The sequence below is a fragment of the Polyangiaceae bacterium genome, from assembly GCA_020633205.1.
GTDB lineage: Bacteria > Myxococcota_A > Polyangia > Polyangiales > Polyangiaceae > JAHBVY01.
The window spans coordinates 184,501-211,500 of record JACKEB010000020.1; the positions used below are offsets into that span (position 1 = coordinate 184,501).

18 protein-coding genes and 1 pseudogene are annotated in these 27,000 nt (G+C 64.5%); 14 read left to right on the forward strand and 5 right to left on the reverse strand.

The annotated features are described in order from the left end of the window. Positions 1-146 precede the first annotated feature (146 nt). From H6718_32025 to H6718_32065, 9 genes and pseudogenes are all read left to right on the forward strand, one after another. A pseudogene (locus tag H6718_32025) lies at positions 147-425 on the forward strand (integration host factor subunit beta). Between the two features lie 163 nt (positions 426-588). Next, the gene (locus H6718_32030; protein ID MCB9590087.1) at positions 589-1,812 is read left to right on the forward strand and encodes a tyrosine--tRNA ligase; all 1,224 of its coding nucleotides are present in this window, start codon (positions 589-591) and stop codon (positions 1,810-1,812) included. Between the two features lie 54 nt (positions 1,813-1,866). After that, positions 1,867-2,997, forward strand: coding sequence for a hypothetical protein (locus H6718_32035; protein ID MCB9590088.1), 1,131 nt, complete (start codon positions 1,867-1,869; stop codon positions 2,995-2,997). 129 nt (positions 2,998-3,126) lie between these two features. Continuing rightward, positions 3,127-3,651: a CarD family transcriptional regulator gene (locus H6718_32040; GenBank protein MCB9590089.1), complete on the forward strand. Its 525-nt coding sequence runs from the start codon at positions 3,127-3,129 to the stop codon at positions 3,649-3,651. 41 nt (positions 3,652-3,692) lie between these two features. Next, the gene (locus H6718_32045; GenBank protein MCB9590090.1) at positions 3,693-4,889 is read left to right on the forward strand and encodes a hypothetical protein; all 1,197 of its coding nucleotides are present in this window, start codon (positions 3,693-3,695) and stop codon (positions 4,887-4,889) included. 64 nt (positions 4,890-4,953) lie between these two features. After that, on the forward strand, positions 4,954-5,511 hold the full coding sequence (locus H6718_32050; GenBank protein MCB9590091.1) for a cob(I)yrinic acid a,c-diamide adenosyltransferase: 558 nt from the start codon (positions 4,954-4,956) through the stop codon (positions 5,509-5,511). A 3-nt stretch (positions 5,512-5,514) separates the two neighbouring features. Then, the gene (def, locus tag H6718_32055) at positions 5,515-6,111 is read left to right on the forward strand and encodes a peptide deformylase (protein ID MCB9590092.1); all 597 of its coding nucleotides are present in this window, start codon (positions 5,515-5,517) and stop codon (positions 6,109-6,111) included. Next, positions 6,108-7,805 carry a serine/threonine protein kinase gene (locus H6718_32060; GenBank protein ID MCB9590093.1) on the forward strand — a complete coding sequence of 566 codons (1,698 nt, stop codon included), beginning with the start codon at positions 6,108-6,110 and terminating at the stop codon, positions 7,803-7,805. The genes def and H6718_32060 overlap by 4 nt, the downstream gene beginning before the upstream one ends. Positions 7,806-7,978: 173 nt before the next feature. Next, positions 7,979-8,698: a hypothetical protein gene (locus tag H6718_32065; GenBank protein ID MCB9590094.1), complete on the forward strand. Its 720-nt coding sequence runs from the start codon at positions 7,979-7,981 to the stop codon at positions 8,696-8,698. Here H6718_32065 and H6718_32070 read toward each other — a convergent pair. Continuing rightward, positions 8,695-9,840, reverse strand: a complete 1,146-nt coding sequence (locus H6718_32070) for a glycosyltransferase family 4 protein (protein MCB9590095.1) — start codon at positions 9,838-9,840, stop codon at positions 8,695-8,697. The two genes, H6718_32065 and H6718_32070, sit on opposite strands and share 4 nt — an antisense overlap. Before the next feature lie 172 nt (positions 9,841-10,012). On the opposite strand from H6718_32070, the gene H6718_32075 reads away from it, so the two are divergent. Then, positions 10,013-11,221 carry a hypothetical protein gene (locus H6718_32075; GenBank protein ID MCB9590096.1) on the forward strand — a complete coding sequence of 403 codons (1,209 nt, stop codon included), beginning with the start codon at positions 10,013-10,015 and terminating at the stop codon, positions 11,219-11,221. Positions 11,222-11,275: 54 nt separating this feature from the next. Here H6718_32075 and H6718_32080 read toward each other — a convergent pair whose 3' ends face one another. Next, a complete protein-coding gene (locus tag H6718_32080) occupies positions 11,276-16,777 on the reverse strand; it encodes an excinuclease ABC subunit UvrA (protein ID MCB9590097.1) in 5,502 nt (1,833 codons plus the stop codon). A 132-nt stretch (positions 16,778-16,909) separates the two neighbouring features. On the opposite strand from H6718_32080, the gene smpB reads away from it, so the two are divergent. The 3 genes from smpB to H6718_32095 are packed head-to-tail and all read left to right on the forward strand — an operon-like array spanning position 16,910 to position 19,885. Further along, positions 16,910-17,407 (forward strand): SsrA-binding protein SmpB, encoded by a 498-nt coding sequence (gene smpB / locus H6718_32085; GenBank protein MCB9590098.1) that lies wholly within the window; start codon positions 16,910-16,912, stop codon positions 17,405-17,407. Continuing rightward, a complete protein-coding gene (locus tag H6718_32090) occupies positions 17,404-17,655 on the forward strand; it encodes a hypothetical protein (protein MCB9590099.1) in 252 nt (83 codons plus the stop codon). Before smpB ends, H6718_32090 begins: the two co-directional genes overlap by 4 nt. A 25-nt stretch (positions 17,656-17,680) precedes the next feature. Continuing rightward, the gene (locus tag H6718_32095; protein MCB9590100.1) at positions 17,681-19,885 is read left to right on the forward strand and encodes a class I SAM-dependent methyltransferase; all 2,205 of its coding nucleotides are present in this window, start codon (positions 17,681-17,683) and stop codon (positions 19,883-19,885) included. 2 nt (positions 19,886-19,887) lie between these two features. On the opposite strand, the gene H6718_32100 is transcribed toward H6718_32095, so the two are convergent. Next, the gene (locus tag H6718_32100; GenBank protein MCB9590101.1) at positions 19,888-20,661 is read right to left on the reverse strand and encodes a class I SAM-dependent methyltransferase; all 774 of its coding nucleotides are present in this window, start codon (positions 20,659-20,661) and stop codon (positions 19,888-19,890) included. A 73-nt stretch (positions 20,662-20,734) separates the two neighbouring features. Between H6718_32100 and H6718_32105 the strand changes: the two genes are divergently transcribed. Next, on the forward strand, positions 20,735-21,862 hold the full coding sequence (locus H6718_32105) for a hypothetical protein (GenBank protein MCB9590102.1): 1,128 nt from the start codon (positions 20,735-20,737) through the stop codon (positions 21,860-21,862). 20 nt (positions 21,863-21,882) lie between these two features. On the opposite strand, the gene H6718_32110 is transcribed toward H6718_32105, so the two are convergent. After that, the gene (locus tag H6718_32110; GenBank protein ID MCB9590103.1) at positions 21,883-25,749 is read right to left on the reverse strand and encodes an RHS repeat-associated core domain-containing protein; all 3,867 of its coding nucleotides are present in this window, start codon (positions 25,747-25,749) and stop codon (positions 21,883-21,885) included. A gap of 200 nt (positions 25,750-25,949) precedes the next feature. After that, positions 25,950-26,993 (reverse strand): PEGA domain-containing protein, encoded by a 1,044-nt coding sequence (locus H6718_32115; GenBank protein MCB9590104.1) that lies wholly within the window; start codon positions 26,991-26,993, stop codon positions 25,950-25,952. Positions 26,994-27,000 lie beyond the last annotated feature (7 nt).

Sequence of the window (27,000 nt, forward strand, 5' to 3'; positions counted from 1 at the left end):
TGGTCCCTTTGGCTACTTCAGCGCGCTTTCGGAGCTGGCTGGCGCAAACGCTGCCCTATTGAAATCGTTGACAATTCCCCTGTCGACAGGGACGATTTGCGGTGTCGCGACCGTACGTCCGAGCAGGGGCGTTGGAGGAGTGGGGAATGACCAAGAGTGAGCTCATCGAAGCCATAGCAGCCCGGTCGGAGCTGACGAAGGCGCGCGCAGAGATGGTGGTCAACTGCGTGTTCGACGCGATGACTCAGGCCCTCCAGCGCGGCGAAGGTATCGAAATCCGTGGTTTCGGCAGCTTCACGGTGCGGCCTTACAAGCCGTACGACGGTCGCAATCCGCGCACCGGTCAGCCCGTTCCAGTTCCCGCAAAGCGCCTGCCCTTCTTCAAGGTTGGCAAGGAACTGAAGGAGCTCGTCAATGCGAGCCGCGAGCGCGAGTTGGAAGCTCGGCGTCAGGCTGGAGAAGCCGGTGAGCTTCCCCTGCGCGACGACTCAGACGACGACGATTGAGGATGCTGCCGCCAACGCGGCCGCCGAGTGGAGCGCATTCTGCTGACCCGGAGCGCGCGTGGTGTGTCATACCGCGAGCCTCATGAGCGCTGTGAGCATCGATGAGCAGCTAGAGCTGCTAACCCGTGGTGTCGTCGACCTGCATGAGAAGGCGGATCTGGCCGAACGCTTGAAGGCGGGTCGTCCGCTGAAGATCAAAACCGGGTTCGATCCCACGCGCCCCGATCTGCACGTTGGGCACACCGTGCTGATGCAGAAGATGCGTCAGTTCCAGGAGTTGGGTCATCACGTGGTGTTTCTGATCGGAGACTTCACGGCGATGGTTGGTGACCCTACCGGCCAGAACGATTCGCGGCCGCGCCTCACGCGCGAACAGGTCTTGGCGTCGGCAGAGACCTACAAGGCGCAAGCGTTCAAGGTGCTAGACCCGAAGCTCACAGAGGTCCGCTACAACAGCGAGTGGCTCGGCAAGCTCTCACTCGATCAGGTGATCGAGCTAGCGGCCAAGCGCACGGTGGCGCGCACCATGGAACGCCGGGACTTCCGCGAGCGCTTCGAGCAGAACCGCGACATCTACCTGCACGAGTTCCTCTACCCGCTGCTGCAAGGCTACGACTCTGTGGCGTTGGAGAGCGATGTGGAGATCGGGGGCACCGACCAGCTCTTCAATCTGATGGTGGGCCGCGATCTGATGAAGCACTACGGCAAGCAGCCGCAGATCGTCATCACCACACCGATCCTCGAGGGCATCGACGCGCGCATCGAAAACGGCAAGGTCGTCGGCAAGAAGATGAGCAAGTCCGCGGACAACTACATCGGTGTCACCGAGGCGCCGATCGAGATGTTCCGCAAATGCATGCAGATCGACGACAGCGTCATCTGGCGCTTCTACGATCTACTCAGCGGACGCAGCAACGCCGACATCGAACAAATCCGCAAGGAATCTGGCCCACTGGACGCGAAGAAGCTATTCGCAGAGGAGTTGATCACGCGCTTCCACGACGCCGCTGCTGCCGCGACGGCGCGCCAGCAGTTCGAGTCCACGTACCTGAAGGACGGCATCCCCGACGATGTCCCTGAGTTCAGCTTCACGACCGAGGGCGACGGGCTCTCACTCAGTAAGGCTCTGAACGACGCGGACCTGGTGAAGTCGACCAGCGAGGGTCGCCGTATGATCGAACAAGGCGGCGTCGAAGTGGATGGTGAACGCGTGACCGACGTCAAACATCTACTCAAGCGAGGTACTCGTAGCCTCTTGCGCGTCGGTTCGAAGAAGCGCCGCTTTGCTTACGTGAGCGTGCAGTAGACGGCCCGCGTCGAGGGGCCGCATTGGACAAGGGTGAGAGTCGGGGAAAGCGCATTGAAGTCGATTTTCGAGCCGCGTTTGCTTCAGGGCCGGGCACGCCGGGGGCGCGAAGTCGCGTTGCTGCTGGCGCTGGGCGTCGCTGCCCTCGTTTGCGCGTGCGGTGGCACAGGCAAGGAGCCGAGCAGCGCGGCGTCGCCCGGCGCGAGCGCAAAGCAGGCAGACGCGCCGCCGTTGTTCTTGGGTGCTCCCGCGGACTACGTACCCGCTGCGGGGCTGCGCTGGCTGGTTCTCGCAAAGCCAAAGCAGCTGCTTGCAGACGCGCGCCTGCGCAAGGCGTTGGCTCGGTTGATCCCTCAAGCGAGTTTGGACCAATACATGTTGAGCAGCGGAGTGGACCCGGCGCGAGTCCCTCAGGCAGCCGTTGCGGGGTTCGATTACTCGACCCTGTACATCGCGCGAGTCGCCGAGGAGGACGCGCTCATCGAAGAACGCTTCGCCAAGCGGCTCCTCACTTCGAAGGCACGCAAGCACCCGCACCCCGACCTGTGGCGCACCACCGGGATGATTGGCACCACACCCCAGACGCTGGTGCGCATCGACCGTCATCTGGTCGGCGTTTCCGTGGGGGATCCAACTCCGGCACGCGTCGTGGAAGCCTTCGCCCGGCGCAAGCTGAAGAAGTCCCCCCCGGCGCTCGAGGGCGCGGCGCTGAGCACGCTCCCAAAGGAAGCGACGGACGCCCCGTTGGTGTTCCTCGCTCCGGGTCCGTTCGACGGTGAATGGATACAGGGGGCGCATGGCCTGCTCGCCCACGCGCTTGCCGCGGCGATTACCTTGCGTCCGCTCACGGGGCGGAACGCCGGAGTGGGTCGCTTCACCCTTTACCTCGCCGGAGACTGGAAAGCCGTTGGGCCCGATTCGACCGCCCGCCTGATGGACGCCTGGGATGAACTCTCCACGAGCTCGACGGGCGCGCTGTTCGGGCTCGATCGGCTCACGGCGAAGCCAGTGGTGAGTGGCGGTGACGAGCTACTGAAGCTCGAAATTGACGCCGATCTCGACCGCCTGCTGTCCGGTTTGCACGCTGCCGTGGCTGCAGATGTTGGGGAGCTGATGCAGTTGGACCCTCAGCCGGTGGGCCCACCAGCTACTCCCGGTTCGCCTCGAGACTCGATCCCAGAGTGATTTCTTAAAAATCTCATAGGGTTATCGTGCTGGTTTCAGATCCTGGGTGCGATTGACCCAGAGCAATCAAGAGTGTATGACCCGCGCCGCTTCGGGGGGTTTCTCCGGGCAAGGAGCGCAAAGCCAGTGATGGCGTCACAGACCAACGGTTCAAACGGAACCTCTTCGCCGACTTTTAGCGTTGGCGACAAAGCAGTACACCCGTCCCACGGCGTGGGCGAGGTGATGGAACTCGAGCAACGAGAGCTCGGGGGTCGCAACGCCACGATCTACGTGCTGCGCATCATGGACACCGGCCTCAAGGTGATGGTGCCGATGGAAGCCGCCGAGCGAGTTGGGCTGCGGCGCGTCATGCAGGCGGATCAGGCCGAAGAGATCTTCGACATCCTCAAGGCCCCCGAGGTGGCGGTGGATGTCCAGCCCTGGAGCCGACGTTTCCGTGCCTACACGGAGATGCTCAAGAGCGGCCTGCCCACGGAAATCGCCAAGGTGCTCCGGGACATGTACCGCTTGAAGTTCGACAAGGATCTGAGCTTCGGCGAGCGCCGCTTGTTGGATCAAGCGCGCAGCCTGCTCGTGCAGGAGCTGGCCCTCGCCAAAGAGGTGGAGCCGGCCAGCATCGAAGGCGAGATCAAGCAGATCCTCACCGCTTAAGAGGCTCAAGTCCCCGCTGTGGGCGACCGTTCAGAGCGTAGATGACTACGTTCGACGCCGCCCAGCCCCTGGACCTCGAGGAGTTCTCACCCGCCACCGCAGAGGAGGAGCGCCCGAGCGGAAAGGTGGTCGTGGTGCCGGCTCAGCGCTCGCTGGTACTCGCGGTGGGGAGTTTCTCCCAACGCGAACGGACGCGCCTCGCGGTGATCGCCCAAGAGTCTGCCTTGGAGCTGACCTTGTGCGCCGATCCCACTGAAGCGGCGGCGCGCGCAGCTGAGAGCACACCCCACTCGGTGCTCGTCGACGCGACGTTGCCAGGCTGTGAAGCTTTCTGCTGCGACATGCGCGCTCAGAGTCAGCTGGCTCAGGTGCCTTTGTTGGCGCTGGCGCCGGACCTGGATGACCTGACCTTCGCGTCCGCGTTCAGCTGGGGCGGCGACGACGCGGTCTCCCTGCGCCACCCCAGGGCGCTGATCGAGCGCCTGCGGAAGCTGCCAAAGGAAGAGCAGCTGGTCCCAAGCGCACGGCGCGGTCGAGCGCTGGTGTGCGAGGCGGAGCACTCGCGTCGCGTTGCGCTGGCGAGCGTGCTGCGAAACGCCGGCTACCAAGTGACCTTCGCCGTTGCGAACGAGGACACGACTCGCTTCGCCCGCTCCACGGATTTCGCCCTGGTGGTGCTCAACGTCGAGCTCGAGCCCCATCCCCGAGCGCTGCTCGAGGAGGCTCGGGAGAACGGCAGCGAGGCGCTGTGGATCCTCACCACAGCACCAAAGCACCTCGCGGAACTGCGCGAGCAGTTGGTGGGCTCTCAACAGGCCACGGTGTGCGATGGGTACGCGCCGCCTGAGAACGTCTTGTTCCTCGCGAACGAGCTCGGTCGGACTCAGGGAGTCGACCATCGCGCGAGCGCTCGCCTTCTGTATGGGACTCGCGTTGACTTTCGACCCGCCGGTCTCGACCAGGACGATCAAGGCTACACGTACAACGTGAGTGTCGGCGGCCTGTACGTGCGCACCCTGAACCCGCCAGCCGAACAAGTTGTCTGGCTCGAGCTGACCCCACCACGCAGCGATCGTCGTGTGCGCCTGGAGGCCCACGTGGCATGGCGCCGCGAGTGGGGCCCGAACTCCACGGCGACGGTACCGCCGGGCTTCGGCGCGCAAATCACCGATGGCACCTCACGCGACATCGAAGCCTGGAAAGAGGGCTATCGGGCCTTCGCACGAGCACTCAGCTAGCTCGCGCTCCGAGTGACCTCTCGCCTTCACGCTCGGCGCGTCCAGGCCTGCTATGTTCGCGGGCATGAAGATCTACACCCGTACGGGTGACGATGGCACGACTGGCCTTTTCGGTGGCGCTCGCGTGTCCAAGTTCGATGCCCGCGTCGAGGCATACGGCACTGTGGACGAAGCGAACAGCATCCTGGGGCTCGCGCGAGCTGCGGGCGTCAGCGGGGCCCTGGACGAGTCGCTAGCTCGCATTCAAGGCGAGCTTTTCACGCTTGGCGCGGAACTGGCCTGTGCTCCAGGCAAGGAAGACAAGCTCGGATTGGAGACCGTGGGCGACTCGCACATCCAGACCCTCGAACATGAGATCGACGCGCTAGAAGCAGGCCTCGAACCGCTGAAGAACTTCATCTTGCCGGGTGGCTCGATGGCAGCAGCCTTTTTGCACCAGGCGCGCTGCGTCTGTCGCCGCGCGGAAAGAAGGGTGCTCGAAGCGCGGGAGCAAGCTCCGATCCGCGAACAGGTCGTACGCTACTTGAACCGTCTGAGCGATCTGCTGTTCGTACAGGCCCGGGCGGCGAATCACCAGGCCGGACACGTCGACGTGGCGTGGACTCCCAGAGCCAAAGGCTAGCTCATGACGATTTTGAAGATCGCGCAGCTTGGGGAGCCCGTACTGCGGGAACGTGCCAGGGAAGTGTCCGCGGAAGAAATTGGGAGCCCAGAGTTGGAGCGGCTGATCGAAGACATGGTGGAGACCATGCGCGACGCCGACGGCGCGGGCTTGGCAGCTCCTCAGGTCTATCGATCGCTCCGGCTGTGCGTGATCGAGGTGAGCAACAATTCGCGCTACCCGGGACTGCCGGAGCAGCCCCTGCTCGTGCTCATCAACCCCGAGCTCGAGGCGGTGCTCGAGGTGCCCGGAGTGGTAGGGGAGCACGAGGCGATCGAAATGTATGAGGGTTGCCTGTCGGTTCACGGGATTCGGGGGAGAGTGCGACGTCCGCGCAAAGTGCGGTTCCGGGCCCTGGATCGCCTGGGCAACCCCATCTCGGGCACCTGGGAGGGCCTTGCCTCTGCTGTAATCCAGCACGAGACGGATCATCTGGATGGCACTTTGTTCGTGGACAAGGCAGACCCACGAAGCCTGTGCTTCTTGAGGGAATTCGCCCGCTACGTGCCTCCCCAAGATAGATTCCGCGACACCGCCGAACGCCAAGAAGATTCCGCATGAGCCGTAGACCGCAAGCTGGAGACGTAATCCGAGGCAAGTACCGCATCATCCGCCTGATTGGTGATGGCGGCATGGGCACCGTGTACGAAGCGAAACACGAGGTGCTGGGGACTCCGGTCGCGCTCAAGTTCCTACACCCCGAACTGGCGAAGCGCCCTGGACTGGTTTCACGTTTCCTCCAGGAAGCAAAAGTATCAGCGAGCATTCAGAGTCCTCACGTGACCCGCGTCACGGATGTGGATCAGACGGAGGATGGCGCCGCGTTCATCGTGATGGAGCTGCTCAGCGGGGAGCCACTCCAGGCGGTGCTCGATCGCGAGCACAAGCTCTCCCGAGACCGAGCCATCGATTTTGCGTTGCAGATGCTCAGCGGGCTCGAGGCGGCGCACGCCCTTGGGGTGGTCCACCGCGACCTGAAGCCGGACAACGTGTTCATCACGCGCACCAGCGGCGGCCCGTTGCTCAGGTTGCTCGACTTCGGCATCGCGAAGCTGCGAGAGACGAACGAGTACAAGAAGGGGCTGACTCGCCCGGGCGCGATCATGGGCACGCCGGAGTACATGGCGCCTGAGCAGGCGTACTCGGCGGACCAAGTCGACCATCGGGCGGACATCTATTCGATGGGCGCGATGCTCTACGAAATGTTGGCCGGGCAGCGACCGGCCAACGGCGAAGACGCCCACATGATCATCTCACAGGTCACCACTGGCCGCGTGAAGCGCATCACCGAGTACGATCAAACCATCCCCGAGCCTTTGGCTGAGGTGATCCACAGGGCAATGGCTCCGCGGCCCGAGGACCGCTTCGCCTCCGCAACGGAAATGCGCCTCGCGCTGGCTCGCTACGCTGGCGAGCTCAGCCACGCAGGCAGGCTTGCCGCCACGCCGGCGCCACCCAGCGGGGACTATCCCCCGACAGAGAAAGACGGCGGGCCGCCCCCGGCGTCGAAGAGCACAGTTCCGAAGACCCTCCCCCCCGAGGACGAAGCACCACCAGTCGCGGTAGGGACCGAACAAGGCGACTTCGGCAAAGGCGGCACCCAGGAGGTCTCGCCCCAGGTCGTGCAGGAACAGATGCGCATGACGGGCATGCAGCCCCAGAGCCCGTACGGTCCACCACCCCAAGGAGCAGTTCCGGGCGGAACTACGCCGGGGCCGATGGGGCCTGGTGGCGTTCCGGGACCGGGCGGCATGCCTGGCGCGATGGGGATGCCCGGTGCCGGCCCCATGGGTGGACCGCCTGGCTACTACCCCCAAGGCGCGCCCCGCAAGAAGGGCGGGAAGGGCATCATCTGGCTCCTGCTGACCGTGATGCTCGGCGCCGGGGCCGCCGCAGCGGTGATCATCGTCACCCAACAGGACGACGACCCGCCCCCGACTTTCCCAACGATCGACACCGCGCCAAACACCACCGTCGCTCCGGAAAACACCAGCCCGACACCCACGCCTCCGACAGCAACGGACGAGCCAGCTCCCACGGCAACGTCTACCTCGACGTCGCGTCCCAGCTCGCCGACCAACCCGAAGCCGAAGGCGGATGCAGGAGCACCCGACGCGGGTGTGCCTCAAATTCCCCCGTTCACGCTACCGTCGACGTTGCCACCGATCCCGTCGACGCTGCCGCCGTTCCCGACGAACTTGCCGCAAATCCCAGGCTTGCCTCCACTCCAGCCGCAACCGGCTCCAAGTAACTAGCGGCGTGAGTCGCACCGGGAGCTAGCCGACACCGCCGGGAAACCCGGGCGCAACCCGGCTCGGCTCAACTCACGCTCGTGGCATGGTCTGAACGGGCCCCTCGCCAACGGGGTGATATAAGAGGCGCGTCTTCCCCGACACGCGCGACTCAAACGCGCGGTCAGATCAGCACTATGAAGAAGCGCAAGCCATCGTCCGACTTCGTGCGGGAGTACACCGAGAGCATGCCGCGGGATTACCTGCAGCAACACACCCACGCCGAAATCGTTCGCCATGCTCAAGTCGCGGCAGCTCGTCGCGCCGAGCTCGTCCGCGTCGAGGTCGATCCGGGCCCCATCCAAACGGGCACCGTGTACTTCGTGGCCGACGACCGCGCAGGGCTGCTCGCCCGAGCGAGTAGTGCGCTCTCCACGCTCAAGCTCTCAATCGACGACGGTGAGATCTGGATTCGGGGCACTCCCACCGGGCGCCAGGAAACGCTCGGCGTATTCAAGGTGCACGCCGAGGATGGCGGCGAGGTCGATACGAATCGTGCGCAAGAGATTGAGGAACTGCTCACTGCGTTGCTCGAAGGGCGCCTCGACGCGCCGTCACGCGCTGGTCGGGCGGCGACACCGGGGAGCGAGACGCGGGTGCGCTTCCTTGAGAGCGCAGACGGTGGCCTAACGGTGCTCGAGGTCGAGACGCGCGATCGCTCTGGACTACTCTCAGCCCTGTCGACTGCGCTGTTCGAAAAGAACGTGCAGATCGTAGAAGCACAGGTGCGGACGAAAGACGGGGAGGTCCACGACCGTTTCAACGTGGTTGAGCTCGACGGTTCCCCGATCGACGCATCCCGGCGCTTGGACATCCAGGTCGCGGTGCTGACGGCCGTCGATACCGCCCAGCGCTAGCTCGCACCGGGCGACAACGCGGCCCGATAAACCGCGAGCGTTTTCCGCGCGGCATCGTCCCACTGGTAGCCCTTTACCCACTCGGCAGCCTCGCGTAGCAGGCGCGCACGAAGCCGCTCATCCCGGTCGAGGCGCTGCATGCAACGCACTAGATCCGTGTGGCTATCTGGCACCGCGTGGAGTGCGCCTGGCCCGGTGATTTCCTGCACGGCGGGCGCGGTAGACCCGAGCACCGGCGTGCCCAGTGCCATCGCCTCGAGCCCAGGCAGGCCAAAGCCTTCGTACAGGCTAGCGAACAGCAGCATGCGCGCATGTCGGTAGAGCGCGATGAGCACTTCATCCGACACGAATGAAATCGGAATCACGCGCTCCTTCACGTCCGCACGCTTGAGCAACTGGCTCATCTCGGAGTCAACGCGAGCGAACCGGCGCAGCAGCACCAGCTTGTGACCCGGGTCATCCTTGAACGCCTCGACGAAGGCGCGAATCATCGCTGGATGGTTCTTGTATGGCGAGCCTTGACCGACGATCAGGGAATAGCGCGCGTCAGGCGGAAGGTACTCGTTGAGCAGCGAGCGCGGCGCAGGTGTGGCCAGCTGCGCCTGAAACCTCTCGTGCTCGATTCCGTGGTGAATCACGCTGGTCTTGTGGACATGCCGCGGGTAGTGACGTGAGATCGCAACCCGCGTCGCCTCGGAGATCGCGATCACCTTCGCCGCGCCAGCGACCGAGCGCCGAATGTTGGCGCTGTACCAGAGCCCATTCGCGATCCGCACAGGGAGAAACGCAGAGGCCAACCGAGGTGCTTCGACCCACATGAGATCGTGAATCGTCACCACCCAGGGAATGGGAATGCTCAACGGCACCAAGTCTGCGGGCGAGTGGTACAAATCAAAGACTGAGAGGTCCACTTCGCGAGCGAGCGCGAATACCGTCGGGGTGCTCTTCGTCTCACCACGGAAAAACAGCTCTGGCACCCCATCAACCAAAGGTCCGAGTTCGCGCGCATCGGGGTGACGCAAGAGACACAAGTCGAGATCGCCGCTCAGCGGCGCCATGTGGCGAACCAGCGCATCGACGTAGTTGCCGATGCCGCTCTTCTTCGCCACCACGGAGCGAGCGTCGATCACCAAGCGGGGCATCCGGGCAGCATACACAGCGAAAAAAACCCAGCAATGCCGCTAACTACCTGTCCCCCGAGCAACCCACGGCGCGCGCCAACGAGCAGGCGTGACGCCCCGGCGCTTCGCTAGCGAGTCGCCCCGCATTCGGCTACTGTCCAGTGCTCACGTTTGCTCGAGCCCCTTAGTCACCATGGCAGACTCTCGCCGACCCGATACGGAGACCGTAGCCGCCACCCCAGCGGTACCTGAGCCTACCCGTGAGGATGCGATGCCCCTCGACCTGGAGTTGGAACCCACCGATCCAAAGGCGTCAGCGGCACCGCTGAGCGTTCCAGAGCCCACTCAGGAGAGCGCGCCGGAGCCCACGCAAGAGGGCGCGCCCGAGTTCACTCAGGAAAGTGCACCTCCCCCGGAGGCTGCGAAGAAGGCCATTGCTGGGCGAACCGCGCTGCTGGACCCCACCGAGGCAGACATGCCGGCGTTCGAGCCCGCGGGCACGGACATGGGCGACTCAGCCGCGGCGGACGGTTTGCCCTGGAACAAGCCCGGGGCGACGCAACCAGGTGAACCACCGATCTTCGATGCTTCCGTCGGCGCCTTTCCGCCGCCACCGGGGCCGGCGTTCGGTATGGTTCCTCCCGGAAACCCCGGCATCGGGCCTGGCGGAGCGATGGCCCCTGGAGGCCCAGGCATGGGCCCGGGTGGCCCGATGGGACCCGGTGTGGGCCCTGGGGGACCGATGGGTGCACCCGGAATGGCAGGGCCGCCTCCCGGGCCGGGCTACGGTGGCTTTGGAGGACCGACGGGCGGCCCCGGCTACGGGATGCCAGGCCCCGGTATGGCAGGCCCCGGTATGCAGCCGGGCGGAGCTTACTTGCCACCGCCTGCCCCAGCGTATTCCGGGGGGAAACGCCAGAAGAGCCTCCTGGTCCCCATCCTCGTAGTGCTGCTCGGCTTGAGCGGCGCTGGGGTCGCAGTGGCGCTGGTGATGAACTCCAGCGGAAGCAGCGACGACGCTCCCGTCCAGCCACTCGTGCTGGACGAGCCAGCTCCCGCGACGGTCGCCGCTGAGAACCCCAGCGATAACGGCAACACGGACACTGCAGACACCGCGGCCGCCGCGGACACCTCGGACCCAGTGCCGACCCCGGCCTACACCGCGCCGGCGAGCACGAAGCCCAGGACCACGCCAACCGCCGCTCCAACTCCGACGCCGACGCCGACGCCGACGCCGACGCCCACGCCAACTCCGACGCCCACGCCGACTCCCACGCCGACTCCCACGCCGACAGCCACCACCCCGCGGCTGCGCTTGCCTGGCTTGAGCAAGCCTCAGCCCCAGCCTCAGCCGACCGCCACTGGGACCGGCACGGGGCGGCCGCGACTACGCCTGCCCTGAGGCAATACGTTTCCCCGGGGCAATTATTTGCATGCTCCTGCGCGAACACATCGCTCAGCGCCCCAGCAGTTCCGCCAGCACCCTACCTGTCGCGGTCTTGCGCTTGCGCAGTTGAGCGGGCGTACCCTGAGCCACGAGTTCGCCTCCAGCTTCCCCACCCTCGGGGCCAAGCTCGACGATCCAATCGGCACTGGCGATGACGTGAGGGTGATGCTCGATGACTACCAGCGTGTCGCCTCGCTCGACCAGCCGCCCAAGCACTTGCACCAAGCGGCCCACATCGCGGAGATGTAGCCCAGTCGTCGGCTCATCGAGAACGTACAGCGTTGGCTGATGCCGCGCGCCTTCGGTGAGTTCCGCTGCGAGCTTCAAGCGTTGGGCTTCTCCACCGCTCAGCGTGTGAGAGCCTTGCCCCAAGCGAACATAGCCCGCACCGAGGTCCACCAAGGTGCGCAGCGGCTGGATGATGCGCGGGTGATTCTCGAACGCAGCCACTGCCTGTTCCGCTGAGAGGTTCAGCACGTCGCCGATGGAGAGATCTCGGTAACGGATCTCCAGCGTGGACGGCTCGAAGCGCTGACCATCACACGCGGGACAAGTGGTGATGACGTCGGGCAAGAAGCTCATCTCGTGAGTGATCGCGCCTTGCCCATCGCATGTCGTGCAGCGCCCGCCGCGGGGCGTGTTGAAGGAAAAGCGGCTCGCGTCGAAGCCTCGCACCTTCGCCTCCGGGGTGGCCGCGTAGAGGCGTCGAAGGTCGTCGAAGATCCCGAGGAACGTCGCGGGCACCGAGCGCGGTGTGCGGCCAATGGGCGACTGATCCACGCTGATCGCTCGCTGTAGCGTCCCCGTGTCTCCAAGCTTTTTGAAGGCACCGGGCGTCTCCGCGACCAAGCCTAGCTTTTGTCTCAGCGCCGGCAGCAGCACCTGGCGCACCAGCGTGCTCTTGCCGGAGCCGCTCACTCCAGCGATCACGCTCAAGCGCCCGATGGGCAGCTTCAAGTCGACCGCCTTCAGGTTGTGCTCCGAAGCACCCAAGAGCTCGAGCCACTGCTGGTCGGCGGCTGTTCGCTCGGCGCCGGCCGGCGAGACGTCCTTCTTCGCCTTGCCCTTCGCAGGCGCCTTGCCCTTGTGGTCCTTCGCACCCATTTCCACAGGGATCGACTGGCGAAGCTGGGGTGGCTCGCGCAGGCTCTGCGCCGTGGGTGAGTCGACTTGCTGCAGCACGTGCTCCGGGGCGCCCACCGCCACGATGTTGCCACCATGGGAGCCACCTCCTGGTCCAACATCGACTAGGTAGTCAGCAGCTCGAATCGTGTCCTCATCGTGCTCGACGACGAGCACCGTCGACCCCTGCTCCACCAGGCGCTTCAAGTTGCCGACGAGGCGTGACGTGTCTCGGGGGTGGAGACCAATCGTCGGTTCGTCGAGTACGTAGAGCGCGCCGGTCAAGCCAGAGCCGAGCTGCGCCGCGAGGCGGAGACGCTGCATCTCCCCCCCACTCAGGCTACGGGCGCCGCGATCCAGGCTCAGGTAGTCCAAACCTACTTCCTCAAGGAAACTTAGACGGCGCTCGAGTTCTTGCACCACCGCGTCACCGATACGGGCTCGGTCACCGCTGAGCTTCCACGTGCGCACCTCCGCGACTGCGCGACGCACTGACAGGTTCATCAGCTCCGGGTAGCGCACCCCGCCGCTGCCGTTCGCGCTGAAGCGCACGGAGCGCGGCACCGGACCGAGGCGCTCTCCGGCGCACTCAGGACACTCGGAGATCACCTCTTCGCTGCGCGCCTGCTTGCCACGACCTACCTTGCGCACCTCACTCAGCACCCCATCACCTTCACAGGTCTCGCAGCGCCCCTGCTTGGTGTTGAACGAGAAGAAGCGCGGGTCGAGCTCCGGCACCGAGAGCCCACACGTCGGGCAGGCAGAGTTCTGGGAGATCAGCCGCGCCTCGCCGCTCGCGAAAAGGAGCCTGACCGCGCCTTTGCCCCAGCGGAGCGCCAAGCGCAAGAGCTCGGGCGTGACGTCTTTGGCGCTGAGCTGGCTCCCCAAGAGCAAATCGATGTCATGCTCCTTGCTGCGGCTCAGCTTGGGCGGCGTATCCGTCTGGATCCACTTGCCGTCGACCAACGCGCGCTCAATGCCGCTCCGCTGCGCGGTCGTGAACACGTCGAGGTACGTGCCTTTACGCGCCTGAATCACCGGTGCCAACAGCTCGAACTTGCCCTTCTGGGAACTCACTTCGGCGAGCACCTGTTCGAAGCCAAGGTTCGCGATCGGCGAGTCGTGGTCTGGACAATGGGGCACGCCGAGCTTCGCGTAGAGCAGCCGCAGGTAGTGGGCCACTTCGGTCACCGTCGCGACGGTGCTCTTCGAACCCGCGCGGCTCGTGCGCTGCTCGAGGGCCACCGCGGGCGGCACCCCCTCCACGCGGCTCACGTCGGGGCGTGGCAACGTGGGCAAGAACTGCCGCGCGTAGGGCGTCAATGTCTCCAAAAAGCGCCGCTGCCCCTCGGCGAAGATCACATCGAACGCCAGGCTGCTCTTACCAGAGCCGCTCGGGCCGGTGACCACGCACAGCTTGCCGTGGGGGATCTCCACGGACACATCGCGCAGGTTGTGCTCCCGCGCGCGCTCCACGCTGAGCACCGCGCGACTTGGTTCCGCCGGGATTCGCTCGACACGGCTCCCCGCACCGAGGCGCAAAGCGTCGGCGGTCGCACCGCGCTTCAAGCTCTGTGGCGCGCCCACCGCAACCACTTCGCCACCGCCCGCGCCGCCTTGGGGCCCCAGGTCAATCACCCAGTCCGCCGCGCGGATCACCTCAAGGTCGTGATCGACGAGCAGCACGCTGCCACCAGCGCGCAGCACGTCGTCCAGAGCGCGCAGCAGGAGACCAACCTCATGGGAGTGCAGGCCAGCGCTCGGCTCATCCAGGATCAAGAGCGCACCGTCGAGCCTCTCACATAGCGCCCGTGCGAGCTTCAGTCGCTGGGCCTCGCCGCCGCTCAGGGTCGAGAGCGGCTGCCCGAGGCGCAAGTAGCCGAGCCCCAAGCGGGAGACCGGCCCCAGCGTCCGCTGGATCTCCTTCTGCGAGTCGAACAGCACGAGCGCATCGTCCACGGTCGTGTCGAGCAGCTGCGCGATGTCGACGCCCGCATACTCCACGGCGAGCACATGGGGCTTGAAGCGCTTGCCACCACAGACTGGGCAAGACAGCCTCACATCCGCGAGGAACTGCATCTCCACCGTCTCGAAGCCTTCCCCCTTGCAGGCCTCGCAACGCCCGCCGTCCACATTGAAGGAGAAAGCGCTCGGGGGGATCGCGTTCGCTTTGGCCAAGGGTCGCGCCGCATACAGCGCACGCACGCGATCCCAAGCCTTGGTATAGGTCGCAGCGTTACCTCTCGAGGTGCGGCCGAGCGGCGACTGATCCACGAGGATCACCCGCTTCAGCGCTTCTGTACCGCTGAGCGAGGTGTGCGCGCCAGGACGCGGGACATCGAAATCTCCCAACGCGCGCTGCACCGCGCGACCCAGCACGTCTTCTACCAGGCTGCTCTTGCCAGAGCCGCTCGGACCGGTGACCGCACACACGACGCCAAGCGGAAAGCGAACGTCGATGCCCTTCAGGTTGTGCTCAGCTGCACCCGTGAGTTCAAGCCACTGGGTCGCCTGACGACGCTCACGCTCGTACGCTGGTGCTTGGAAGCTGTAGCTCGAGTGGCCGGCGTCAGCGACCAGGAGGGTTTCCTCTGAAGCGCGCTTAGCTTTCCCCGCAGATTTCTGCTTGGTGCTCTTCGCCTTGCTTGTAGCTTTGCTGGCAGTCCCCTTGGCCGCCTTCGTGGATTTGGGGGTGAGGCGCGAATCGCGGACGATGTGACCGCCAGCTTCACCCGCCCCTGGGCCGAGCTCAATCACGCGGTCGGCGGCTGCGATCAGCAATGGATCGTGTTCCACGACCACCACGGCATTGCCGCGGTCTGCGAGCTCCCGGAGCAACTTGGTCAGCGGCTCGATATCCAGGGCGTGAAGCCCTACCGTCGGTTCGTCCAAGACGAACAGCGCGTTGTGTAGGCTGGTACCGAGCGCGGCGGTCAACGTCACGCGCTGGGTCTCCCCACCGCTCAGGCTCCGCGCCTGTCGATCGAGGGTGAGGTAACCGAGGCCGACACGATGCAAGTAGCCGAGGCGACTCTCGAGCTCGCTTCGCGCAAGCTCCCCTTGGCCGCTGTGGGTCGCAAGCGCGGCGATGCGTCCGTGCGCGTGCTGGATCTCGAGAGCGTGCCACTCCGCGAGGTTCAAGCCTCCGACCTGGTAGCCAAGGGCGTGGGCGTTGAGGCGCTTGCCGTTGCATGAGGGGCACACGTCGTAGGCGCGATAGCGTGAGAGGAACACGCGCACGTGCATCTTGTAGGTGCGCGTCTCGAGCCAGCGAAACCATCCCAGTACCCCGGGGAAATGACCTCGCTTCCAGTCGCCGTCGCCCTCGAGCACCAGCCGCTGCTGCTCCTTGCTGAGCTTGCTCCACGGCTTGTCCCAAGGCACACCGACGCGCTCGCAGTACTTCTTGAGCTCGCGACGCTCCCATGTGGTGGACTTGCCCCGCGCCCAGGGACGGATGACACCCTTGGAGAGTGGCAAGTCGGGGTTCGGGATCACCTTGTCTGGGTCGACACCAATCACCCGACCAAAGCCCCGGCACTCTCCACACGCACCGAGCGGCGACTCGTAGGAGAACAAGCCAGGTCGCGGCGCCTCCAAGCGCCGAGGCGTGCCGGCGTCTTCGCACAGCGCACAGCTGTAACCGGAGCTGAGCAGCCGCTCGTTGCCGTCAGGCAGACCAATCCACGCACTGCCGTTGCCGCGTTGAAATGCGAGCTCGATGCCTTCCGCGATACGGGAAAGCTCCTTCGGCGTCGGCTTGATGCGGTCGATGACGACGGCGACCCGCTGCTTGGAAGCTTCGCTTGGCTTGACGTCATCCAGCTTGCGGAGCTCGCCTTTCAAGAACAGTCGCCGCAAGCCGGCCTCGGCCAGCGCCTCCCGCAGCTCCAAGTAGTGTTCCCGCGAGGCAACGTTGACGACGTAGCCAAGCAGAATCGGTTCAGCCCCTTGCAGGCTCTCGTCTTCCGCGAGCACCCGCGCCGCGCCCGCCGCGTCCAGCAGGCGACCGATACTCCCATGTTCGGGGCACACGGGCAGCGACTCCCGCGTGAAGAGCGCCGAGAGGTACGGCTCGAGGTCCGCCATCGTCGCCACCGAAGATCGAGAGCTCTTCACTGGCGCGCTGCGGTCGACGGCCACTGCAGCGGGCACCGGCTCGAGGGAGTCCATCGGAGGGCGCTCGAGTCGTTCGAGAAACTGGCGCGCGTAGGGGCTGAAGCTCTCGACGAAGCGACGCTGCCCCTCGGCGTACAGGGTATCCAGCGCCAAGCTGCTCTTACCCGCTCCCGAGACACCGGTGAGCACCACGATTTCTCCCGGTACCAAGCTCAGGTCGACGGACTTGAGATTGTGGGTGCGAGCGCCTTTCAGCTCCGTGGTCAGCATGAGGCGGTGATATGCGCCTCCAGGGTGCCTGGGTAAAGGGCCAAGCTGGGACTTGCGGCGCTCCGTGGCGCGTGCATAGTGCCCTCCCCGCGGCGGCGCAGATGCGCCCCGGTAGCCGCGGCGTTTTCAGCGATGGCTGCGGGAAAAGACAAGGCGTTGTTTGGCGATCGAGTGGTCGCTCTGAATCGGCGGGCACGCCACGAGTACGAGCTCGGGGACGCCTACGAAGCCGGCATGCAGCTGATTGGCAGTGAGGTGCGCGCGCTGCGCGTCCACGGCGGTGACCTCAGCGACGCCTGGGTCGACATCACGCGAGACGGCCAAGCCGTGGTCAAAGGCATGCGCATCCCGACGTTGGACCACGCGGCGTTTGGGCACGACGAGACCAGACCGAGGAAGCTCTTGCTCCACGCTTACGAGATCGAGCGCCTGCGCGCGACGGTGGAGCGTGAGCGCATGACCGTCGTCGCAACCAAGTGCTACTTCAAGAACGGTCGAGCGAAGCTCGAGATCGCCCTCGCCCGCGGCAAGAAGCAGTACGACAAGCGCCAGTCGCTGAAGGAAAGGGACGCGAAGCGCGAGGCCTACGATGCGATCCGTGAGGGCAAGACCCGCGGAGGCAACCGATGAGCGCGCTAGACCTGGCTTGGCTAAAGGGCGGTGACGGCGCGCTGGTGGAGAGCGACGGCAACTTCGCGAAGATCAGCAGCAGCATCCCGTCTCCTCCGGGATCCACTCTCGAAGGCAATGTCGCCGGCATGAACGGCGTCTTCGCCATCAAGGTGAAGAACTGCAAAAAGCAGCCAGACGGGCGCTTCTTGCTCGACGGCAAGTGGGTCAACCTGACCCGAGAGCAGCGAAACCGAATTACCGGCTAACCCTGACTCGGGACCGCGGGGGCACGTGGATCTGGCAGAAGAAATCGACTACTCAGGACCGCTCGATTCACGCCGCCTGATGCCGCTTGAACGAGCGCGTCACGTTATTCGCGAAGCTCTCCTTGGCCGAGGTCAGGACGACGAAGTGTGGGCCGCACTGCTGTCGCTCGAGGACTTCGCGGAGCTCCGGGAGGTGATGGCGAGCTTGCCGGTGCACTGGGTCGCCGAGCTACCAGGCGAAATGCTTGGAGCGCGCTACGGTGCGGCGCTCGTGAATTGGGTCGCAACGCAGATCGAAGACGGTCGGCTGGTTGAAGAGGGTTGGCCACTCGGTGCGGCTCTTTGCGGCAGCGGTTCCGACCGTGCGTTCGAGGTCGTCTGGTCTCTCCGGAGCCTGCACAATTACCCCACGGAACCAGATGAGTCCGCCAATGGGTTGGTGCTGCAATGGCTGTGGTCGTTTCCTACCGACGCCTTCTACTTCGTGGCGTCACACGCCCTCGCCGGAGATCGCCGTGCCCGGTTGATTCTGCGAAGCCTAACCGAGTGTCATCCGGGCACCGTATGGCGATTCCTGATCGCATCGTTCAGCCCCGAAGAGGTTGCCAGCGTCCTCGCAAGCGCGAAGGTCGAGCCGACAATCAAGCGCTCGGGCATCTTGAACGTGCTCGACCACGCTGCCGCGAGCGGGACAGCATGGCCGAAGCCGATGGCTGAAACCGGCTCGACGAACAACCTACGACTCACGGCATTTCGCTCGCGATCTCGCGGAGACTGGCATGTCGTGTTCGAAGAGCTTCAGGTTCACAGCGTCGGTTGTGTGCGTATCCAGCAGTACGAGATGGGCAGCCGCCCATGGCCGGAAGCGGGGCCGACGCACCGGCGCTTCAAGAGTCTCGACTTTCCCCATGTTAGTTCGAAGGCCGAGCCGGCTTCGCCCAGGGCAGCACGACGAGCTTTCGCTGAGTTCGCGCTGGAATCCGCCACGCAGACGACCGGTGAGGTCTGGACACCCCTCCACGAGCTGCGTCAAATGAGTGATCTCGGTGACCCATTTGAGGTGGTGCAAGTCATCACTGGGTTGGGCGCATGGCACGAAATCGCACCGAGCCAGCACCCGGCCTTCCAACGCCTCGCGGAAGCGTTAGCGCAAGGGAACTTCGAGGTGGTCGACGTAGACAGCAACCAATCCAAGAACATCATGACGAAGTCCAGCGACCCCGATGCGGAAGGCGATGCGAACAAGGTGCTTCGTGGCCGGGAGCGGCAGTTCTCGCCGATTGCTGGGCGGCTATGCTTTCGAGCACTTCCCGCGCTGGCGAGCGAGCGTGCGGAACAGGTGCTCAGGGTATTCGAAGACCTCGGCTACCCTTTCAGCGGCCCCGATTCAGAGCGTTTCTCCGCGGAATTGCATGAGGCCATACGCCACGGCTTCACGCTGCATGGGTCTTGCGAGGCCGCGATCGAATACTCGGAGGCTTCCCACGGTGGGCTAAACTACGAAATCACAGTCAACAGCGCGGCCTTGGCTGATCGCTACGAAGCGTGGCTGCCCCGGGGCGATCAGATGTTCGGCTCGTACCCCGATGCGATGGTGCTGCACGTCGCGAACCAGCTTGGTCAGAGGCTAAAGGTTCTGGATATCGGTGCAGGCAACGGCCGAAACGCACTGGCGCTGGCGCGCCTCGGCCATCAGGTAGATGCGGTAGAAATGACTGAGGCGTTCGCGATCCAGATCGAAAAGTGGGCGCAACGTCGGTCCCTCGACGTGACCGTTCATGAAGTGGATTTCCTCAAGGAACCGATCCGCGGAGCTCGCGGCCCTTACCACATCGCAATCTTGTCGCAGGTAACGTCCCATTTCGGGGACAGCGAAGATCTCGACTCCGTACTCGCGCAGCTTTCGGCCCAACTCGACCCCGGTGGCCGGATCGTGCTGACTGCATTTATCACCGCGGAAGGCTATGAGCCGGATGAGGTGGCTCGCGAGGCTGCGCGGGCCCGCTGGTGCACGCTGTACACCCCGACGGAGTTCGCGGCGGCACTGCAACACGCAGGTCTGGAGGTGGAACTTCAGACCGGTGTTGTAGAGTTCGAGCGCACTCACTTGCCCGCGCTTGCGTGGCCTCCCACCAGCTGGTTCGTGGACTGGGCAGAGGGACGGAACGTCTTTCCGATGCAGAGCCCTCCCCTGGAGCTGCTCTGGTTCGTGCTCAAGCGCTTGAGTTAGAGTCAGCCCCGAAGCCGCGCGACGTATAGCCCGGCGCCGCCCTCTAGTTCGTGCCGCTGGGGCGCCCAGGCTACTTTTTCCTCACGGAATCGCTCTTCAAGCTCCCATCGCTCGCAGAGCTCTCCAATGTCGGCACTCAGCGTCGGAAAGGGTGGAAGGATCCGAGCCGCGCCTGGCGGCGGCGCCGCGCTCGGGACGTCGAACAACACCGTCGCTTGCGGAGCCCAGTCCGCGAAACGCTCGAAAACCTGCCGCACCTGCGCGCGTGATAGGTAGCCCACGACGCCCTCGAGCAGCACGCACCATCCGGCTCCGGCGCTCTTCCTCGGGAGCTCAAGGGCCTGAGCCAGCACCTCGTCGTGGAGGATCGAGCCAGCGATCTCGGTGCGTGGATAGCTCTGGCCCAACCGCTCCAGCGCCCTGGACTTTTCGGCGAACACTTCTGGGAAGTCGACCTCGATCCAACACAACTCGGGGACCGAGATCCTGAGGGGGCGAGCATCGAAGCCGACACCAAGCGCCACGACACCGCTGAGCGAGCTTGCGTGGGAGACGATCCACTCGTCGAGCCAGCGTGCGCGGAGCGCGACGAGAGCGACCGTTGGCGTCGCGTTCAATGCGGCTAGAGCGTGAGTCGCCTTTGGCCCTCCAAACACTTTTGCCACCGGGTCGATGATTAGCGCATCGCGTCGGCGCCCCTCCAGCGCTCGCGCTTGCGCCGCGAAGCGCGCCGTATCGATTAGCGCTTCCCGTTGCCGATCTCCGTCAGCAGGCATCACGTTTTCTCATGGATCTCGCGCAGTTCTCATTGGCTGCTCGGCGGGTTCTTGAGTCTGGTAGAAGACCCACATGTACACCGTTTCTACGCAAGCGCTAATGCATGGGACAGCAGCGGCGGCGGGCAAACAGCTCAAGCCGGGCTTCGCGATTGGTCCGGAGGAAGACCTGCTGTTCGCACTGGCGTTCCCTCGTCTGGGTTACATCGCGGACGGACACCCTAACGAAGAAGCGTCAGACGACTTCGATACCTGGCAACAACGAACCACGACGTTGCTTTACCATGGACAAAACAGCCTGACCCCGAGGGCCGTTGCATTCCGACGCCTGCGCATGCTGGGCTGCAAGGAGCCCTACGTCGGTCGCGAGTACTCCGACGAGTATCGCGCCGCACTCACCAATCCAGAACCCGTGGACGTCGAATCGGCCAAGGCGTTCATGGCCACCTACATTGAATCGAACCTCACGGTTCAGTTTGGGCCCCTCTACATGTTTGAGGCCCTGTTTGGCCCGGACGCGACGCTAGATGCGGTGGTACCCCTGATCGAAGCCTCCGATCCCAACAAGCTGCACGATCGAAAACTGAACTACTACGCCTCAGGCTTGGCTCCCGTGTTGCGCCGCGCTTCCGAGAAAGCCGCCAAAAGCGCGACGACCAAACTGGAAAAAGCGTTCGCGAAATCCACGGAAGACGCGCGGGCGCAGCCTCAGAGCGTGGCGCACGGCATCGGGATGGCGATCGGCGGCGCTGAGTTCGCGGAGAAGTACGCACGGCGGACGAACGGCCCGGTGGACCAGATCTACTTGGAATGGTGCGAAGACAACCCGGAGTTCGTCCGCTCACAGCTCGTCGACGCGCCAGTCGTTGTGCCGTACGTCAGCTACCCGCGCCTGGTGTTCATCGCTGGCGATGCCGTTTGGCCGCGTTACCGCGCGGTAGCGGCAAAGCAAAAAGACGCCGAGAGCCACGCTGAAGCGGTGGCCCTCTACGGGCTGATCAAGAGCGAGGGCGCAGCCCGGATGCTGTGTTGGTTGGCCACCAAGTCGAAAGCCAAAGCCGCGGCAGCCCAGTGGATCCAGGAGCACCAGGACGTATTCCTGGAGTTCGTGGAGCGAATCGCCGCCGGCTCGGACGACGACGCCAAGCACGCCCAGGCCGTCGTGAAACAGCTAAGCAAGGGCAAGAAGGGGAAGAAGTAGCTCCCTCCCCCCCAGCAAACCTAGAACGCCACACCCTGGTTGGCCGACATCTGAGATAGACCCATTACCGCGAGGTTTTGTCTACCGTCTTGCGCTCGACTCGCTGCGCTCAACGCAGTCTTTTGCTTGTTGCTACAGCCCTTGCAGTGGGGATAGAGGCGCACGGCTCCTGCGCCCCCGGCAGAAGAGTTCGAGGCCGCTCCCACCGCGCCGCCCTTCGATGAAGTCGTCTTGTTGTAGGTGCTGCGCGGCGGTTGATGGTCACAGGTCCAATGCTGGACCGGGTTGCCGTCTTTGTCGTAGTGGGTGTCGTAGCCCGAATCCATGGTGCCGCACGAGTGACAGCCGTACGCATCACCCGCGCGATTCACGATTCCCTGGGCGGAAGTCGTGCTCGTTTCGCTCCCAAAACCGGAGCCCTGGTGAAGCGCGTTTGCGGGACAGTCGACCCAGCCGGGCGTGCCTGGAGTGCCGTCAGTCGCGAACGCACCAGGGGCTGACAGGTAGGGAGCACCCGCCGCCGTGCCATCAATGGTCGGCGCGGGTCCTCCGGAGGGCGTGGTCGAAGGGGCTGTTGCCCCACCGGCAACCAGGCCCATGGGATCGATCCAGCGCAGAGGATTGGGCACGTAATCGCGGGGATTCGCTGTTCCTTCCAAGAAGGTAGGATCGGTGGTGACGTACATGCCTAGACGCGGGTCGTACCAACGGTAGCGATTGTAGATGAGTTCGACGTCTTCGTCGTAGTGCTGGTTCGCAAAGCGAAGCGACACCGGGACGTCGCTCACGCTCGGATCGCACTCACCGAAAACGCTCATCTCCGCTTGCCAGACGATGCGACCATCCGCGTCGATCGCGTGGGAGATCCCGCCAGCGGGCTTAAGCACATAGAAACACACGCGCTCCTCGCCATCCACGACGTCCACGTGACCGATTCGGTCCCAGCTGCTGTGATCCCAGAGGTAGGTTCGAACCGCTCCGGTCAGTTCGTTGACCTCATGCAGCACTACGTTGTTCGCCCAGATGTAGCCTTCCTGCTTGACCAGCGTGCCGTTCTCGATGACCCGCTTGCGCAGGCGTCGGCTGCTTGCGTCGTAGTCCATCTCAACACGCTTCCCTGGGGCAACAACCAAGATCAGCTGATCCAACGAATTCCAGGTATACTGCCACTCCCCGCGGTCGGTGAGCCTCGACACCAGCCGCCCGACCTCGTCATACTCGAACTTCTCGCCATGATAGCCCGTAGGGCGCATCAAATGGTCGTAGCTCGCGCCGGGCACGATGGGTGAGCCGGCAGCGTCATAGCGGTAGGTCTCCTCCCGCAGGAGCTGCCCCTGCCTCGACACGCTCTTCTTTGAGATCTGACTCGACGGCGTCAGCTCGTACTCGACCCGCAGCCCATCTGAGTGGTGTTCAGCGACGAGGTTGCGATTGCGGTCGTACTCGTATTGTGCCCACCAGAGCGCGCTGGCGTCCTTTGGCGAGCCAAGGTTCGTCAAATCCGAGTGGATATTGCCCTTTGCAACTGCCTGACGGATGGTCACCCCGGCGACGCTCGAAGTAGTCCGGCGGACCAATCGGTCCCCAAGGTATTCCACCCAATCGGGCCCCGCGGGATGCTTCTTTTCCACGCGCTGCGAGCCGACGGTGACCGCCACCACATCGCCGTCCGGTCCTTGCTCGTAGCCAATCGGCGGGCCAACGTCGGAGGTGACGGCAGAAAGCGCGCTACCCAGCCAGGCCAGACGCACTTGATGGTCTCCCTGGACCTCGCTGAGTAGACGCTGAAACACGTCGAGTTCGCGCTCCACGACCGCGATTCCGTTGTCCAGCTTCACCAAGCCAATGGGCGAGTAGGAAAACTCGATCTTGTCATCGCCCGCTTCCAAGACGAGGGGACGCCCATCATCAGCGGTCTCGACCGTGGTGTGGGCCACCGCAGAGCTGAGCCACTCCACGGCGCCGTTCATGCCATGTTGTTTCGTGTAGCGAACACCCTCGAACGTAGTCCACTCGATGACGCGTCCCTCGAGATCGTTTCGCAGAGTGAAGCGCTGGCCGCGTGGGTTCTCCACCTCGACCCTGTTGCCGTCCGTGTCGTAACGGAGCTGATAGGTCTGCCCGCCGGGGTGAGTCACCTTGGTGAGCCAGCCAACACCGCCATATTCATAGCGAGTCGTCTTCCCGCCATCGGTGATGAGCAGTGGCCGGCGAATCGCATCGTACTCGACGAAGATCTCGTTGCCGTCGTTGGTCCGCTTCTTGACGATCTCGCCGCGCCTATCCCATTCCCACGTGGTAATTTCGCCAGCGTGATTCGTATAAGAGACACGGCGGCCTAGGAAGTCATACTCGCTGCTCTCCCAGCGCCCCGACGGGTGGGTCAGGCGGATGCAGTTACCGTGACCGTCATACTCGGAGGCCGTGCGCCCACCATTTCGATGGATCTGCTGAGTCACCAGGCCGCGGGAGTCATACGCAAACTCCTCCCACGTGCCGTCCTGATGACGCACGAAGGTCAGGTTGCCCCTGGCGTCGTATCTGCGCTGGACGACCTGCTGAGAGAGTTCGTTGTAAGTCGTCTCCGTGCCCTCTTCATCGACCCAGCGCGCAACGCCCTTGCTACCGATGGGTGCCTCGTACGCGACGCGTCCCTCTGCATCGACGTCGCGGTCGACGCCGGAACCCGACGGCCCAGACGCTGCCACCAAAACCCCGCGGTCTGGGTCGAACTCGCGTTCCCAAACTCCTCCTTCGGGCGCAACGATTCTCACGGCGCGTCCCACTGGGTCGCCGAAGTAGCGTGTCACTCCGCCCAGGCTGTTCTCGACCTCGGTGTACGCGTTCTGCTTGTCGTAGGTGAAGCGCACCCAGTTGATGCCCTTCACGTCGCGACGCGGTCCGTTCGCAAACGGTGGGCGTTGGCCTACGGCCAGCGCGGGGTCCGTCTGACCTGGATATGCGCCCCATGACTCGAGACACCAGGCGTCAGACGTCTTGCCGTCGTATCGGTAGTGATAGGTGAGACCGGTGGGTGTGATGTGCTCAGTGACCAGGTGGTTCTTGTATCGATACGCGTCGACGTAGCCCTCGGCATCCGTGACGCTCACCAGGTCACCGTTCTGGTCGTAGCTGTAGCTCACTACCCGCTGCCAAGCGCTCTCCTGCGCGTTGGTAGCAACGTCGATGCTCCGAATACGACCACGCTCGTCGTTGGCTACGCGAAACGCACGACCCGCAGAATCGCGCATTCCGATGAGCCAGTGCTTCTCGTTTCTCTGAAGCGAGATCTCGTTGCCGTTGCGATCCAACACACCAATCAGCGAACGCCAGCCCTTACTGTCGACCTCGCCAAACCGGAGAACCTGATCCTTGTTCCGCGTGCGCAACAAGAGCGAATCGCCGGCGTGCTCGAGCGTCCAGCCCAGGGGGTTCCGACGGATCTGACCCCGCGCATCCAGGCCACCGAAGAGCTGCAGCCGGCCAACATCGTCATACACTTCGGTGCGGCGACGCCGATGATGAACACGCCACGAGAACGAGTGAGACCACCCGTACCCTAACTCCGAAGCGCGATCGGAATCTCGCGAGCTGTAGGCACGCAACCAACGCAACGCCGCAGGCCCGGGTGACGCGAAGTCAAAGAAGTGAATGAACATGCGGCCCGTGATCGGACAAATCGGATCACCTTCAGCGCAACCGCCGTCGTTGCCATCTCCGCTAGCGTCGGCGTCGCCATCTTCGGTACCGGCCCCCTCCTTGCCGTTGCCGTTCTTGCCGCCCTTCCCCCCGGCGCCTCCTCCGTCACCTCCACCACCAGCGACGAAAGCTCCTGGGTTCATCCCGGGCGGCGCCGGGATGTTGGGTACGGGCGCGGTACGAGCCATAGGCGATCAGAGTACCATTCCCGCAAGGGATCCTTTCCCTGACCCGAACCCAACTCAGCTTTTTGCCCACAGCTCCCGTCCAATCCGGGTCCACGCTCGAGGGCATGGAATGTGCTTCGGTCAGCGTGAAGAAGTGCAAGAACCCGCACGGGCATTTCCCACGCGACTGACCCGCGAGCAGCGGGGGCGCATCCTAGGCGCTAGAACCTGAGCGGTTCGACCAACCAGCCCGTGCTGCCAGAATCGTAGGGCTTTGGCTCGGGGTCCGGCCGCGTCAGGTAATAGGTCAACGCAGCGCCACCGACGACGACGGCGGCGGCGCCCGCCCAGAACCACCACTGCTTGGTAAGCTGAAAACGCTCCTCCACCAGAGTCGCCCGCAGCGCAGACGCCTCCCCAGGCTGAACGTTCACCGTCGCCTCGTACGGCTCGAAGCCGTCTCGATTGACCTGCACCGAGTAGCGCCCCGGAGGCCGCAAGACACTCACCGGCGCGGGCCCAAAGTCCTTACCGTTGACCGTCACGATCGCGTCCCGAACGTTGGAGGAGATATCCAGCGTAGCTGGCAGCCTATCGAGCCGCAGAGCCAGCGACGTTTTGGTTCCCGGAGGATACGTTCGATTGACGACGGCGTCGGCGTACCCCTTCCGACTCAACGTGATGACGTGGGCCCCGGGGTCCATGACGATCTCGAATCGGGCGCCCGGCGCCACAGAGCCAAGCCCTGGCGCCGCAAGCCCGGCCACATGCTCCGGGCCGTCTTGAACCAACGGGCGACCATCGACGGCGATGCGACTGCCAGTGGTATCCAAACGCACGCTCAAGTGCACGAGCAGGCGCTCGATCTCCGCGATGTAACCCTCGGCCTCCGTCCGCAAGCTGGGAGCCAACTCACCCTGCCCGGTGTCCGCCTGGCTCAACGCCGTCCGCAGTGCGCGCCGCGCCCGGGAGTAGCGGCCCATCGCACGCTCACATGCCCCGATATTGAACGTCGTGGTTGCGTGCGGAAACAACTCCTGAGACGCCTCGAAAGAAGCTAATGCCTCGGACCATTGCGCCTGCTTCACCCGGGCAACGCCCTGCATGAAGAGCTCTCGTGCCTTGGTGCGCCCCGGGTCCTCGGGTGGCGCCTGTTCGGGCTCTGCGGCAGGAGCCTCTGGCTCTGTGGGCTCCGCGGGCTGCGCCAGAGCTGAAGCGCTCCCCAGGGCCCAGCCCACACTGAACAGAACTACGAACGGTCTCATGGGAAAC